11 protein-coding genes are annotated in these 14,342 nt (G+C 60.3%); 8 read left to right on the forward strand and 3 right to left on the reverse strand.

Annotated features, from left to right (window positions below; genetic code table 11):
- Positions 1-337: 337 nt before the first annotated feature.
- Both SH664x_RS05265 and SH664x_RS05270 read right to left on the reverse strand, forming a co-directional pair.
- Positions 338-1,549: a TlpA family protein disulfide reductase gene (locus SH664x_RS05265; RefSeq protein WP_437205657.1), complete on the reverse strand. Its 1,212-nt coding sequence runs from the start codon at positions 1,547-1,549 to the stop codon at positions 338-340.
- A gap of 227 nt (positions 1,550-1,776) precedes the next feature.
- Positions 1,777-2,994: a phosphoglycerate kinase gene (locus tag SH664x_RS05270; RefSeq protein ID WP_437205658.1), complete on the reverse strand. Its 1,218-nt coding sequence runs from the start codon at positions 2,992-2,994 to the stop codon at positions 1,777-1,779.
- Between the two features lie 298 nt (positions 2,995-3,292).
- Here SH664x_RS05270 and SH664x_RS05275 point away from each other — a divergent pair, with 298 nt between their 5' ends.
- From SH664x_RS05275 to SH664x_RS05290, 4 genes are all read left to right on the forward strand, one after another.
- Positions 3,293-4,801, forward strand: coding sequence for a leucyl aminopeptidase (locus tag SH664x_RS05275; protein ID WP_437205660.1), 1,509 nt, complete (start codon positions 3,293-3,295; stop codon positions 4,799-4,801).
- Positions 4,802-4,844: 43 nt separating this feature from the next.
- Positions 4,845-6,776: an SHD1 domain-containing protein gene (locus SH664x_RS05280; protein ID WP_437205662.1), complete on the forward strand. Its 1,932-nt coding sequence runs from the start codon at positions 4,845-4,847 to the stop codon at positions 6,774-6,776.
- Between the two features lie 136 nt (positions 6,777-6,912).
- Positions 6,913-7,788 (forward strand): HAD family hydrolase, encoded by an 876-nt coding sequence (locus SH664x_RS05285; RefSeq protein WP_437205664.1) that lies wholly within the window; start codon positions 6,913-6,915, stop codon positions 7,786-7,788.
- Between the two features lie 75 nt (positions 7,789-7,863).
- Positions 7,864-8,901, forward strand: coding sequence for a ThiF family adenylyltransferase (locus tag SH664x_RS05290; RefSeq protein ID WP_437205666.1), 1,038 nt, complete (start codon positions 7,864-7,866; stop codon positions 8,899-8,901).
- Between the two features lie 74 nt (positions 8,902-8,975).
- Here the strand turns inward: SH664x_RS05290 and SH664x_RS05295 are convergent, their stop codons facing one another.
- Positions 8,976-9,164 carry a hypothetical protein gene (locus tag SH664x_RS05295; RefSeq protein WP_437205668.1) on the reverse strand — a complete coding sequence of 63 codons (189 nt, stop codon included), beginning with the start codon at positions 9,162-9,164 and terminating at the stop codon, positions 8,976-8,978.
- Positions 9,165-9,576: 412 nt separating this feature from the next.
- Between SH664x_RS05295 and SH664x_RS05300 the strand changes: the two genes are divergently transcribed.
- From SH664x_RS05300 to SH664x_RS05315, 4 genes are all read left to right on the forward strand, one after another.
- The gene (locus SH664x_RS05300) at positions 9,577-10,341 is read left to right on the forward strand and encodes a hypothetical protein (RefSeq protein ID WP_437205669.1); all 765 of its coding nucleotides are present in this window, start codon (positions 9,577-9,579) and stop codon (positions 10,339-10,341) included.
- A gap of 45 nt (positions 10,342-10,386) precedes the next feature.
- Positions 10,387-11,103 (forward strand): response regulator transcription factor, encoded by a 717-nt coding sequence (locus tag SH664x_RS05305; protein ID WP_437205671.1) that lies wholly within the window; start codon positions 10,387-10,389, stop codon positions 11,101-11,103.
- A 237-nt stretch (positions 11,104-11,340) separates the two neighbouring features.
- Positions 11,341-12,795, forward strand: coding sequence for a hypothetical protein (locus tag SH664x_RS05310; protein ID WP_437205672.1), 1,455 nt, complete (start codon positions 11,341-11,343; stop codon positions 12,793-12,795).
- 75 nt (positions 12,796-12,870) lie between these two features.
- A complete protein-coding gene (locus SH664x_RS05315) occupies positions 12,871-14,334 on the forward strand; it encodes a deoxyribodipyrimidine photo-lyase (RefSeq protein ID WP_437205673.1) in 1,464 nt (487 codons plus the stop codon).
- The last annotated feature ends 8 nt before the right edge of the window (positions 14,335-14,342 follow it).

A 14,342-nucleotide genomic window follows, 5' to 3' on the forward strand; every position in this document is an offset into this window, starting at 1 on the left:
ACCAACCCGTGCCTGACTATTCTCGACATGGGGATGCAGAAATCTGAACCACACTCTCTCAGGAAGCGGGGAGTGCACGTTTCCGGAGTCAGGTGTGACAGACAGTCAAAAGGTGGAAACTGGGTAAGCAGCGAGGGGGAAGCCCCGCAGCGGCTCCCTGCCTTCTCGTATCGGACTCCGCTGTTCTCCTCAGGGGAAGTTGCGCCTCGCCCCGCCAGGTTCCCCGAGGACGGACCAAACCAGGCGGTGCACCGACACATTCATCAAAAAGGAAGACACCCACCGTGCTCCGATGGGTGTCTGTCGATTGATGCGAAAACAAGGCGGCGATCGTTGATTACTTCGCCGGCACGGCGACTTTGCTCTTGGCGGCATCTTCCGTAGCGGGAGCTCCCAGCAGCTTCTTGAGTTCTGCGGTCAGGTTTTCACCCCGGGCTTTCATCGAGACCACATTCCCCTTCTGGTCGAGCAGAATCGCCATCGGGATCCCGGTGATGCCGTAATGCTGGACCAGCGGGTTTTCCCAACCCTGCTTTTCCGGATCATTGCTGAACAGGGTGACCCACTCGATGTCCTGATCGTCGAGGAACTTCTCAAGGGCCTGCTTGTTGTCGTCAAGGCTGATGCCGACTACTTCGAAACCCTTGTCGTTATAGGCTTCGTACATTTCCTTGACATGCGGAAGCTCCTGCAGGCAGGGACCGCACCAGGTGGCCCAGAAGTCGACCAGCACGACTTTGCCTTCCAGCGACTTGATATCGAAGGCGTCCCCTTCAATGGTGGTTCCGGAGATTGGCAACGGCTTACCCGGCAGGGACAGCAGCCGGGCTTTGGCTTCGGTCATGGTGATCAGCCGTTTGAACCGTTCATCATTCCGTGGCTTCAGGGCGGCACCGAGCGATTCATAAGCCTTCAAGGCAGAGGCCGTATCGAGATTCTCGAGCTCCTGAGCGGTTTCCATCAGAGTCTGGACCGCAAAGCCGAGGCTTTCGTTGTCGGTCGCCGGAGCGTTCTTGACGGCGCTGACCAGTTCGTCGATGAGCTTGGATCGCTCATCCGGGGACATTCCGGGAATTTTGGCCACGCGGGCGGCGATCTCCTGCTGTGTCACCATCCGCTGGACAGCGGGGCGTTTGTCATTCCGGAGTTCATCCAGAAACTTCTGCTGCCGGGCCACTGCGGCGTTGTCACCAAACTGCGGAAGGATCGAGAGAATCTGCAGACGCAGCGCCGCCGTGTTGATGAACAGCTCCTCTTCGATCTGCCGAGACAGGACGGTCGCGAGTGCTCCATCGAGTTTCGTCAGGTGCGCACGGACACCATCGGGGGTCCGTTCTGCCGGAGGGGTATTGGCCAGCCGCTGAATAAACAGCAGCAGAACTTTGGAATCATTCCCTTCCGGAACCGCGAAAGGATCAGCCTCAGCCTGAGCGGGTTGAGCGGTCGTTGCCGGAGGAGCTTTCTCAGCGGTCTCAGCCTGTGCCCACACCATCGGGGCGGCCGCCAGAAGTCCCGAAAAAACCGACAGGCACAACGCGTGACGCAACATGTTATTCTCCTGGAAACCCAGTGCCCGACCGCCATCTCAGTCGACTCAACTGAGAGAAAAGGCGAGCGGAGGTCGCGCCCGTTCGGCACGAATGGAATGAAATCACATCGGGGACCAGTCTGTCGATCCTGGTTCCCCCACCGGAAACTCTGTTCAATCCTAATGTGCCGTGCGCCATTCGGATATGGGGGAACCGTCCGGCTCCCCCATTTTCCTCAGTTGCAGGCTCAAGCCTCGTCGAGAATGTCGACAGCCTCAAACCGTTTGCCCTCAAGCATTTCCAGGCTTGCCCCGCCCCCCGTGCTGACGTGGGTGACCTGGTCTGCAAATCCGAGCTGCTGGATGGCGGCAGCACTATCGCCACCTCCAATAATGCTGACAGCGCTGGAATCGGCAATCGCCTGAGCGACCGCCTTGGTTCCGGCGTCGAACGGCGGCATTTCGAAGACCCCCATCGGGCCATTCCAGATCACCGTCGCAGCAGAGCGGACGATTTCCGCATAGTTTTCCGCCGTCTTCGGGCCGATGTCCAGCCCTTCGAAGCCATCGGGGATTTCGCCTTTGGCGACAATCTGCTTGTTGCAGCTGGCCTTGAAATCGTCTCCGCAATGGGTGTCGACGGGCAGCACCAGTTTGTCTTTGCCGCTGGCGATCAGTTCGTTGGCCAGCTCCACCTTGTCCGGTTCGACAAGACTTTTGCCCACCTTGCCACCCTGAGCGAGCGAAAACGTGTACGCCATCGCTCCACCGATCAGCACTTTGTCGCAGATTCCCAACAGGTTCTTGATGACCTTGATTTTATCAGAGACCTTGGCGCCCCCCAGAATCGCGACGAAGGGCCGCTTCGGATTGGCCAGCGTGTCGCTGAGGTACTGGATTTCTTTCTGCACCAGAAAGCCGGAGACCTTGGGCTTGTTCCCCATGGCGAGCGGGACGGCGTACATGCTCGCGTGCGGGCGATGGCAGGTGCCGAAGGCGTCGTTGCAATAGATGTCGCCAAAGCTTGCCAGTGTTGCCGCGAACTGTTTCTTGGATTCGAGCTGCTCCGGGGTCGCCTTTTCGTCCTTGAGTTCTTCTTCGGGGTAGAACCGGACGTTTTCCAGCACGACCACACCCCCGGCCGGCAGGGCAGCCACTTTGGCTTTCGCGTCCGCGCCGACCGTGTCACTGGCGAAGGCAACCGGTTTGCCCAGCAGCTTGCCGAGCCGTTCGGCCGCCGGCTTGAGGCTCATTGCGGGAACGACCTTCCCCTTCGGGCGGTCGAGATGGCTCATGAGGACGAGCTTTCCCCCGCGGTCCAGTACGGAGCGGATCGACGGCAGGGCCATTTCGATCCGGCGATCGTCTGTGATTGCCTGATTGTCATCGAGCGGGACATTGAAGTCGACCCGCATCAGCACGGTCTTGCCTGCCACATCAACGTCGGCGATGGATTTTTTTGCCATCCTGAGTCTGTCCTTACCGTTCCAATCGCGGCCGAGTGCAGGGCCGCATTTTTTCCTGATGAACTGCCGACGACGAGGTGCGACCAGCCCATCTGGCGGTCGGATTCGAATTGCCGGTCCTCCGCGAATCGTATTGCACTACGCCGGGAGTGCCAAGTTCACCGTAAACTGGCCCTCATCCCCGTCGGGCAAGCCCTTCCCCTTCCCGAGGATCTTCTCTTTCCGTGAGTAACTGCGCATACTGTCCGCCAACGCGTTCTGTTACCGACCGCCTGATCAATTACAGGTTTTTCTCTCCATGCCCGCAACCGCCGTTCAGACTTCGACTCTTCCCCTGTCTCAGATTGCCGCCGACTGGCTGATTGTGGGTGTGACGACCGACGCGGAGTTTTCTCCCCGGCTTCAGGAACTCGACGGGGCGCTGGAGGGGGTACTCACCCGGCTCAAAGAACGGGGAGACATCAAGGGGAAGCTGGGGGAGCGGACCTATCTCCCCGCGCCGACCGGTCTCGCGGCGGACCGCCTCCTCCTGATCGGCATCGGTCCCAGTTCGGAAATCACACTCGCCCGGTTTGAACAGGCCCTCATGATCGCCTGTCGGAAAGCGGCCGGACCCACTGAGACATCGATTGCCATTTCGATTCCGGAAACGGCGCAGAAGCATCTCGGTTTGCATCGCGCTGCGGAACTGGCGGTTTTCTGTGCGATCGTCGGTTCGACGACGGCTGCCCTCTATAAAGGTGAGCGGGACAAGCAGCCGTTCACGTCCATCACCCTGGCAACGACCGCCGAAGATCCCATCGAAAATGAAACCCTGCAGCGGGGAGCGGTCCTCGCCGAGTCCGTCAATCTGACCCGCGAACTGGTGAATCGTCATCCGGAAGACATTTACCCCGATTCGTTCGCGACCGTGGCCGCCAATGCCGCAGCCAGTCACGGGATCAAGGGCGAGATTCTCGATCACCATCGTCTCGCTCAGGAGCGGATGAATTCGCTGCTGGCCGTGGCCCGTGGCAGCAAACATGAAGCCCGGCTGGTCGTTCTGGAATATCAGGGGGCTGGCCCGGATGCTCCGTGGCTCGGCCTGTGTGGCAAGGGGGTCACCTTCGACAGCGGGGGACTCTCGCTGAAGCCTTCTCCCAGCATGCTGTCCATGAAGGGGGACATGGCCGGAGCTTCGACGGTGCTCGGAGCGATGATTGCGATTGCCCGGCTGAAGCTTCCCGTCAATGTCTTTGGAATGATGGGACTGGTTGAAAACATGATCGGTCCTCACGCATTCAAGCTGGGTGAAGTCCTCACCGCCCGCAACGGAACCACGATTGAAGTTCACAACACCGATGCCGAAGGTCGGCTGGTACTGGCGGATGTCCTCTGCTACGCCGCTGAGCGGCAGCCGAAGGCGCTGGTCGATCTGGCTACGCTGACGGGAGCTTGTCTCGTGGCCCTCGGTGAAGAGATCGCCGGCGCATTTACGAATCAGCAGGCATGGTGTGACGAAGTTCTGTCGGCCGCCAAACGGGCGGGCGAAGAAGTCTGGCAGCTGCCGATGCATGACAGCTTTGCCGACCAGCTCAAGGGGGACTTCGCCGACATCCGGAACATCGGCGGCAAGTGGGGCGGGGCCATTACCGCAGCCAAATTTCTCGAGAAGTTTGTCAACGAGATTCCGTGGGTCCATCTCGATATTGCGGGTCCCAGCTTCGCCGAAAGCGGCAAGGCCTCGCGCGATATCGGAGCGACCGGATCATCGGTGCGAACGCTCGTGGAACTGGCCGAGCACTTCTCGGAATGGCGGGGCGTCTGAGCAGCGATGACAGTCAGTTGACACCCTGCAGGGGAATTGGAGAATGAATCCGGGTGATTCATCCTCTTCTGCTGCGGGGGCGGTAATGCTGCAATGGGTGATGCGAGCGATCTGGGGCCTGGTCTTTGGCCTGTTACTGTTTCCCTCCTCGTCCGGTGCCGGAGAGATCCGCAAGTGGAAGGACAGTACCGGTAAGAACACGATCGAGGCTGAGTTGGTTTCCCGCACAGAGACCAAGGTCAAACTGCGCGGCACCAACGGCAAAACCTACGAGATTGAGATCAGTAAGCTGAGTGAAGCGGATCAGGAGTTCCTCAAGGCGGGGGAAGCGAATCCGTTTCAGGAAGTTCCGGATGACGCCTTGAAGGCCCGGGTCAGGTCCCGTCTGCCGGCGTCCGTTCAGAACAGGATGCAGGCCGGGAATAGTAGCAGTGGCGCCGAGAGTGTGGTCAGCGAGCCAATCAATTGGCTCAGCGTGAAGAAACTCAGCCTCAAGTCGAGCCCGGACTGGAATTATGCCCCACAGCCGGTGAAGCTGAATTTCAAACCCAAGGGGTTTCCGCTCCCCAAGCTCCCCTTCCCCCACAGTCTCTTCGACCTGGTCATTAATGCCAAAGCGCAGCGAGGGGTACTGTGTTCTCAGGGGGGAGGACCGAACTGGAACACGGTGATCACCGTTGTTGATCTGTCTGCGGGACGGGTGATGACTAGTGCGACCTTACCGGAAAATCTCGTCGTCCTTTCCATTGATGACACCGGGCGATCCCTGCTGGTCAAGCCTGGGGCGTTTTACCAGGCTGACAAGTCAGAACTGCTGCTGTACACCCTCTCCGGCAACGAACTCACTCTGAAGCATCGGGCCTCGATTGCTCCGCCTGATCAGCCGGGGTTTTCCCACGTGGAGTTCGCCGAGTTCGCCGGAACCGACCGGATTGCGGTGTTGAGTTCGAACGGCCAGCTCAGCCTGTGGGACGTCAATTCCTTTTCTCCCGTGGCCGAGCTCCCATTGGGGATTGTGGCCCGGGCCGCCTTGAGTCCGGACCGGCAGACCGTCGCCTTTACCGACAACAAGGTGCTGGGGCTGCTGGATGTGAATACGGCCGAGCTGCTCGGGACGGCGCCGATGGCAGACGGAATGCTCCCTCAATCGCTGTCGTTCGGGCCATCGGGAGATCGTCTGGCGGGAATCGGCGGGGAACGGACGGTGATCTGGAACCTGAGCGACGCGAGTGTCATCAGCGATTTTCCGCTGCTCCGTGCGGGGGGCGAGGCTGCGCTCGTCAAGGATGACTTTCTGCTGGTGGGGCACCAGAAACTCTACGACATCTCAAATCAGATTGCGTTGTGGAACTACCTGGGGGGGCAGAAAGCTGCTTCGGCCGGGGGGACCACATTCTTCGCGGTGCAGAATTCCGGCGAAAACGGGATGCTGATGGTCGGCGAGTTGCCGCATCAGAAAGCGGTCGACGCCCTTGAGCAGGCCCAACAGCGGAGTGATCTGTTTGCCCTCAAACCGGGAGGGGAGATCGCTCTGGACCTCTCTGGCCTCCCTGCAGATCTCCGCGACACTGTTCAGCAGGATTTCACCAGCAAGTTGGCCAAATACCGGATCTCGATTCGCGAAGGAGCCCCCGCCACACTCAAGGCGGGCATCCGGCAGCAGAACAAACAGCAGGACTACATCATATTCGGGAAAGGGCGCGAGTCCTTCAGTGTGAACGAGCAGATCTCGTTTGCGCAGATTATGGTCGATGGCAAGATCGCCTGGGGCCAGCAGGCGAGTAATGTGCCGGCGGGGGTGAGGACCAAGGAAGGCGAGAGTTTTCAGGATGCTCTGAACCGGATCACGGAAAAGCCGAACGTCAAATTCTTTGAGAACGTGAGGTTGCCGCAGGTCGTGCAGCGCAACAGCGGGGGGCCGACCGACAGCCAGTTTCTCGGAAGCTCGCGGGTTTCCGCCAAGGGTGTGCAATAGGCCGAGTTGCGACAATCGGCACTTCGTTGAAATCTTCCGGTCTGGGGGCGGGCTGGAAATCTGCAGTCAGACCGCCTAATTTTCGCGTTTCAGCCCCTATCGGCGCATTTTTGGTTCACGATCCAGGAGTCCAGTGGTGTCTCAGCTCGGCCTCGACAGTTTCAAGAAGCAGCACGATTTTCTGATCGGCATCGACTCCGATGGTTGTGCGTTCGACTCGATGGAAATCAAGCACAAAGAGTGCTTTATTCCTCCGTTCATCAAGTACATGAACCTGCAGGCGGCCTCGAAGTACGCCCGTGAAGCGGCCGAGTTCGTCAACCTGTACTCCAAGGACCGGGGAGCCAATCGCTTCCCCGCCTACCTGAAGGCGCTCGACCTGCTGGCGGCCCGCAAGGAAGTTCAGGCCCGTGGCGTGAAGATTCCGAAGCTGCAGGGGGTCCGCGACTGGATTCAGCGTGAGACGAAACTCGGGACTAAGACCGTTGTCCCCGAAGCCGAACGGACGGGCGATCCGGACCTCAAGCAGGCTGCGGAATGGTCGGTTGCCGTCGACAAGGCTGTGGCCGATCTGGTGCACGGCGTCCCCCCCTTCCCCGGCGTGGTGGAAGCCCTCAAAACCATGCAGAAGCAGGCGGACCTGATCGTCTGCTCCGCGACTCCCAATGCCGCGCTGCAGAAGGAATGGGCCGAGCACGATATCGATCAGTACGTGCAGGTCATCTGCGGACAGGAAGTGGGCAGCAAGAAAGAATCACTCTCCGCCTGCCAGAAGTTCGGTTACGTCGGCGACAAGATGCTGATGATCGGCGATGCCCCCGGCGATCAGAAAGCAGCCGAAGCGGTCGGTGCCCTGTTCTACCCGATCAACCCCGGACATGAAGAAGACAGCTGGGCCCGCTTCAATCAGGAAGCCTGTGCCAAATTCTTCGCCGGGACGTTCAAGGGTGAATATCAGGCCAAGCTGATCAAGGAATTCGAGAAATACCTCCCCGAGCATCCTTCCTGGTAATGCTGCGGACGGAAACGAAAGAACGGAGCGCCCCTGGCAATCGTCAGGGGCGTTTTTTTGCGCTACGATAGGAAGATGGATTCCAACGAACGTTATCGCAAGCAGATCCTGTTCTCCGGGTTGGGAGAAGCAGGCCAGCTCCGGCTGCAGTCGGGCCGTGTGGCGGTCCTCGGCTGCGGGGCCCTCGGCTCGGTCATCGCCGAAACACTGGTCCGCGCGGGTGTGGGGGCGGTCCGGCTGCTCGATCGGGATTTTGTCGAACTCTCCAACCTGCAGCGACAGGTCCTCTACGATGAAGAGGACATCGCGCAGAAGCTGCCCAAAGCAATCGCTGCAGCCCGCCAGCTGGAACGGATCAATACCGGCATCCGGCTGGAACCAATCGTGGCCGATGTGACGGCCGCGAATATTCTGGAGCTGATTCGCGATGTCGACCTGGTTCTGGACGGCACCGACAATTTTGAAGTCCGCTTTTTGCTGAACGATGCCGCACAGGAGACCGGCACCCCCTGGGTGCATGGCGGCTGCGTGGGGAGTCAGGGTCAGGTGATGGCCGTCATTCCGGGCAGACCCCCCTGTCTGCGGTGCCTGATGCCCGAGATTCCCCCTCCCGGGGCGAGCGAGACGTGTGACACCGCCGGTGTGATCGGACCTGCGGTTCAGATCGTGGCGTCGCTGCAGTGTGTGGCAGCATTCAAGATTCTTTCCGGGCAGGCGGAGTTGATCCGTCCCGAGTTGACCATTGTCGATGTCTGGGAAGGAACGCTGCGTCAGATCAAGCTGCAGTCGCTGGTCGGGAACGCGAGTTGTCCCTGCTGTGCTGGAGGGGAACGTCTCTGGTTGCGGGGAGAGCGGGGTTCACAGACGACAGTGCTGTGCGGCCGCAATTCGGTCCAGGTCTCCGCGCCGGCCGGGACAAGGCTGCAGCTCACGGAGCTGGGGGAGCGATGGAAGCTGGCGGGGGAGGTGCGGAGTAATCCGTTTCTGGTCTCGTTCCGTCCGCGCGACTCGCAGCATGAGCTCACCGTCTTTGCGGACGGTCGCATGATTGTGAGTGGGACGGAAGAGGCCGCTGAAGCCCGCGCGCTGTACGCTCGCTGGGTCGGGCAGTAGGAACGTCGAGGCGATCAGTGAGAGGAATCGACCGGAAGAGCTGGAGCGCCGTGGGCACCCAAACTCAGTCGGCTCTATTCAGAGAAATCCAGCACCTGTTTGGGCTTGTTGTCGAGCTCCGGTGTGGCGGCTTTTTCAGCACTGCGCTGGACCGTTCCCATTCCCAGAATGGTCAGCAGGAGAAACGCACCGACTCCGAGTCCGAGCAGAAGGAAGCCGACACTGCGGTCGACGCTGCCGTTGGTGAGGGTGTCACTTTGCATGGCTCAACTCCGGAGGCACAGCAGCGCTGTTGTTTCCAAGGTCAGGAGGAAATTTCCGCAGCAGCGCCCGGAATCGCACATCGCGGAAGTTTGCTTTGCGAGGCCCAAGACACAACCGGGATTCGATGGGCGTCCCAGCCGAGAGTCGAAAATCCTGGAAGTTCAAGTCCATCGCAATTGAGATGCCGAATCAGAACGCATCGGCTGAAAACTCGACCACGACTGGACTTTTGCAGAGTTTCAAGCAGTTTTCGTGCGGCGGCGTGTTTCACCTGGGAAACACTTTCCGTCCGTCTTGTTCCGGAAAGACAACAAACTGTTACGAACACGTTGCGGTCTGTTTGGGGTCGGCAAGTGTTAAAATCGATGCCGTTGACCATGACACCGCCGCAATAGAACAGTTGGGGATCCAATGAAAAGGTCGCTCCTTGCAGGACTTTGTGCCCTGACGTTACTGGCCTTCCGTCCTCTGTGTCTCACCGACGCCAGTTTCTCGGCGGACCCCGCCGAACCGCCTGCCGCCGGAGCGCCGCAGACCACAGCGCTCGAACGATTGAACGGGGTCATTGGGAAGTGGCGGGGAATCGCTCAACCGCGACGGGGATCAGCACAGGGAATCTGGAAGCAGGAGAGCGAATTCGTCTGGGACTTCTCGGACCCCGCCGATCCGGCGATCCGCTATGTGGTCAGCGGAGGCCAGTTGGTGACCGCAGCTCGCCTGCGGTGGCTTCCGGCTGCTGACAACTATGAGCTACGCGTCACGGATCCGCAGGGGGGAGAATCCGTTTATCAGGGGAACTGGGAGGGAGAACGACTCCCCCTCACCACACAGCCGGATGCCGACGGAACGCGGTGGCGCATCACCCTCTGGCCGTTGAATGAGAAGCGGACCCTGGTGCTCCACGAGAAGTCCCTCCGCAACGGCGATCAGTTCGTGCGGATCGCCGAGGTCGGCTACACCCGCGAAGGGACGCGACTCGCCGAGCGGGAAGGAGGCGGGCGGGAATGTCTTGTCACCGGTGGGACCGCGACGATCGCGGTGACGTATCAGGGAGAAACCTATTATGTCTGCTGCTCCGGGTGTCGACAGGCGTTCGATGAAGATCCCGCCCGCGCCATTGCGCGCTATCAGGAGCGTCTGAAAAAGCGAACGGGGTCCACCGCCAGTCAGAAATAAATTCGCTCACACTGACCGGGCTGAGTCGATATAATTTTTCCTGCTATGAGCCGCCGCCCCCGCATTCTGATCATCGAAGATGAAGAGGCCATCGCCAATGGCCTGCGCTTCAATTTCGAAGCGGAGGGCTATGATCCGGTCGTCATGGGAGACGGCCCCTCTGCACTCAATTATTTTGACGAACACCCGCGCGAAGTCGATCTGGCGATTGTCGATCTCATGCTGCCGGGAATGAGCGGCTACGAGATCTGCCGGGCGCTCCGCGATCGTGATCAGCGGGTTCCGATTCTGGTCCTGAGTGCCCGGACGCTGAGTGAGGACAAATCACACGCGTTCGATTGCGGCACCGACCAGTACATGACAAAACCCTTCGCACTTCCGGAACTGCTGAGCCGGGTGCGAAATCTGCTGTTGCGGCATCGCCAGATTGAGCAGGTTTATACTTCCAGCCAGCGCGACGACTTCAACTTCGGCACCGTGCATGTGAACTTCCGGACGTTTGAAGTCTCCCGCGGAGACGATGTCAATTCGCTCACCACGATGGAATTGCAGCTGCTGCGCTACTTCATCGAGCACGAAGGAGCTGTGCTCTCCCGGACCCGCATTCTGAAAGATGTCTGGGATCAGGGGGCGGAAGTGACTTCCCGCACGATCGACAATTTCGTGCTCAGGCTGCGGAAGTACATCGAAGAGGATCCGGCCAACCCGCGGCATCTGCTGTCGGTACGCGGTACCGGGTACCGTTTCGTTGCGGAGCCGTAGCAGGCCCGGTGCAGGCGACGCCGACCCGTACAGGAATCGTCCGCCGCACGGGACGTTGCGGCGGGTGCATCCGTCAAACTCTCTCTGGTAAGAGCACTTTTCCCGCACGGCATGTCAGGTGGCAATTCCCGCTCTCTGCAGGATCTTGAGCCAATCACACTTCCCCGGTACAGGATTTGATATCACTCTTCCGAAACAACTGTTACAATCAACCAGCGACGGGCAGGAGAATCTCCAATGATGTGGCGTGTCAGTCTTCTGTGCTGCGCGGTCGCTGGTGCGCAGCTTGCGGATGGAGCCTGGGCTCAGAATCCTGCCAGCGGGGGGGGATGGCGGACCAACACCGGCAGCGGCTATCGCGGCGGTGGCGGCTGGAACCAATCCGTTCCCGAAGTCTACGGGCCCACCGGTCGACGCTACGGACCGACGCAGGCCGCTTATCAGTATCAACTGCAATATGGTCGCCCCTGGAATGGTGGTCAGGGGCTGCAATACGTCAACGGGTTCCCCGGCGGCGGGGGTGGGCACGGCGGCTATGGTGGTTTCAGCCCGATCATCGCCCCTTACTTCGATTTCCCGCTGGGGGGAGCTCAGCCCTATTTCAATTACTTCCCGTCAAATGCCTATTACGGCACTGTGCCGCCACCTCCACCGGTGCTACCGAATGGACCATTGAACCCGACGTGGCCGGTCAATCCGCAGCTGCAACCGATTCCCTCGGAAGCGCAGATCAATAGCCCCCCCCTGAATGCGGGGAACATGGGCAGCCTGCCGGCGCCGACTCCGATCATTGAACCGTCAACGCCGGCCGCTCAGCAACAGAGCCTCCAGCTGCAGGCTCAGGGGGACCAGCAACTGCAGCAGCTCAGTTATCTGGCAGCTTCGGAACGCTATCGTCGGGCGATTGACGCAGCCCGGGACCGCGTGGAACCTCGCTATCGTCTGGCGGTGACGCTGCTGGGGAGAGGCCGTTATCTGGAAGCAGCCGACCAGCTCAAGCTGGTGCTGGCAATCAATCCTCATTGGCCGAAACAGGCGGAATCTTTCGATCAGGTGCTGGGGCATCAGAACGCGCTTGAGAAGCTGCGAATCCAGCAACGGGTTTCGGAATGGGTCCGGCAGGATGTTCGTGATCCGAATCGCCTCTTCCTGCTGGCGGTGGTGATGTATCTCGAAGGGGATCCGCAGTTCAAGATTCCGGTCGATTCCGCCATCCAGATTGCCGGGCCGGAGCCTCATCTCGTTGCCTTGCAGATCCCCCCACGGGGGCCTGCCGATATTCAGCCGTTGGCGGCGCAGCCGACGCCGCACCACCCGCATCAGCAACCGACTCAGCAGCACCCGATACAACAGCCCGCACCACAAGCGCAGCCGCAGGGGATGCCGCAGCAGATGATTCCCGTACCGCCGCCGCAGTCGCCAACCGGAACCCCGCCGGGGGCAAATCCCGTCTTGCCACCCCTTCCTCCACCACCCGAGTTCCAGAAGCCCAAGCTGGAGCCGGCGCAGCCCGCAGGACAGCAGGTCTCGACCCCTGCCCCCTCGGAAGCGCCGAACGCGACAGAGCCCGAGCCGACACCTGCGGGCCCCCCTCCGGCGAAGCCTGCAGCTCCGTCGAAACCGCTGAGTCCCCCCGCGGCAGACGCCGCCAAAGAGGACCTGCCGGGGCCGATTCTGCCGCCACGAACGTAGTCAGTTCACCAGAATACAATCCTTGGCAGTCCGGGCTGAGGGTCCCCGTTTCGGCTTCCCCTCTCTACGGTCGTCATGTCCATTCCCGAAATTCGCGTCCGGACATTGACGACTGCAGCGCTCAATGACGCGGGGAAGTTTGTCCTCTACTGGATGAACGCCCAGCGACGAACCGCATGGAATTTTGCTTTGCAACGGGCGGTCGACTGGGCTAAGGAACTCCAACGACCGCTGGTGGTCCTGGAAACCCTGACCATTGACCCGCGCTGGTCGAGTGATCGTCGACACGGCTTCGTTCTGCAGGGCATGGCTGACAATGCCGCCGCATTGGCCAACAAGCCGGTGCTGTACTACCCGTTCGTCGAGCCTCGTCGCCATGAGGCACAGAAGCTTCTGGAAACGCTTGCACAGCAGGCCTGCGTGGTGCTGACCGATGACTTCCCCTGTTCTCCGATCTCCGATCAGGTGACCGCTGCATCGGAGCATCTCCTGGTGAAGTTTGAGGCAATCGACTCCAACGGACTGTTACCGTTGCGGGCCACGGACCGCGACTTCCCGACCGCCTACGCCTTTCGCCGATTCCTGCAGAAGCGGTTGCCGGAGCACCTGCGGCAATTCCCGAAACCCGATCCCTTCCAGCGCGTCCAGCTGCCTCGGCTCAATGCGTTGCCGGAACAGGTGCTGCAGCGCTGGCCCGCCGCAACCTCTGAGCAATTGACGGGACGTGCAGACATTCTGTCAAAGCTCGATCTGGAAGGCACGATTGGTCCCGCTGCAAGCACCGGTGGAGCCGCAGCGGCGTCACGCCTGTTAAGCAAGTTTCTTGCTGAGAAGCTGCACCGGTACCACGAGCACCGCAACGATGTGGACGATCCCGTGGCCAGCGGCCTGTCACCCTTCCTGCACTTTGGCCATCTCTCTGCGCATGAGATTTTCGATCGATTGAGTCGTGCAGAGGAATGGACTGCGGATCAGCTTGAGCAGACATCACGCGGTGCGAAAGAGGGGTGGTGGGGAATGAGCCCCGGCGCCGAGAGTTTTCTCGATCAACTGACCACATGGCGGGAACTCGGCTACAACATGTGCGTGCACCGCCCGGACTACGATCAGTACGAGTCGCTCCCCCTCTGGGCTCGTCAGACTCTGGCAGACCATGAGAATGATCCCCAACAGCCACGTTATTCCCCGCAGCAACTGGAGGGTGCCCGAACGGGTGATGAAATCTGGAATGCCGCGCAGCGACAACTGGTGCGTGACGGACTCATGCACAATTACCTGCGGATGTTGTGGGGGAAGAAGATTCTGGAATGGACCTCATCCCCCCGCGAGGCACTCGACGTCATGGTCGAGCTGAATAACAGGTATGCGATCGATGGCTGCAATCCCAACTCGTACTCCGGAATCTTCTGGGTGCTGGGACGCTACGATCGGGCCTGGGGACCGGAGCGTCCGGTCTTTGGCAAGATTCGCTACATGTCGTCCGACAGCACGCGTCGCAAACTGAAGCTCAAAAACTATCTGCACAAGTATGCGGAATAGGCTCGTCG

Origin of the sequence: Planctomicrobium aquicomposti (assembly GCF_051466325.1) — a bacterium.
GTDB lineage: Bacteria > Planctomycetota > Planctomycetia > Planctomycetales > Planctomycetaceae > Planctomicrobium.

What these genes read in the sequence shown, in the direction of transcription:
- SH664x_RS05265 (WP_437205657.1), bottom strand. Translation starts at nt 1,549, where the DNA reads ATGTTGCGTCACGCGTTGTGCCTGTCGGTTTTTTCGGGACTTCTGGCG.
- SH664x_RS05270 (WP_437205658.1), bottom strand. Translation starts at nt 2,994, where the DNA reads ATGGCAAAAAAATCCATCGCCGACGTTGATGTGGCAGGCAAGACCGTG.
- SH664x_RS05275 (WP_437205660.1), top strand. Translation starts at nt 3,293, where the DNA reads ATGCCCGCAACCGCCGTTCAGACTTCGACTCTTCCCCTGTCTCAGATT.
- SH664x_RS05280 (WP_437205662.1), top strand. Translation starts at nt 4,845, where the DNA reads ATGAATCCGGGTGATTCATCCTCTTCTGCTGCGGGGGCGGTAATGCTG.
- SH664x_RS05290 (WP_437205666.1), top strand. Translation starts at nt 7,864, where the DNA reads ATGGATTCCAACGAACGTTATCGCAAGCAGATCCTGTTCTCCGGGTTG.
- SH664x_RS05295 (WP_437205668.1), bottom strand. Translation starts at nt 9,164, where the DNA reads ATGCAAAGTGACACCCTCACCAACGGCAGCGTCGACCGCAGTGTCGGC.
- SH664x_RS05300 (WP_437205669.1), top strand. Translation starts at nt 9,577, where the DNA reads ATGAAAAGGTCGCTCCTTGCAGGACTTTGTGCCCTGACGTTACTGGCC.
- SH664x_RS05305 (WP_437205671.1), top strand. Translation starts at nt 10,387, where the DNA reads ATGAGCCGCCGCCCCCGCATTCTGATCATCGAAGATGAAGAGGCCATC.
- SH664x_RS05310 (WP_437205672.1), top strand. Translation starts at nt 11,341, where the DNA reads ATGATGTGGCGTGTCAGTCTTCTGTGCTGCGCGGTCGCTGGTGCGCAG.
- SH664x_RS05315 (WP_437205673.1), top strand. Translation starts at nt 12,871, where the DNA reads ATGTCCATTCCCGAAATTCGCGTCCGGACATTGACGACTGCAGCGCTC.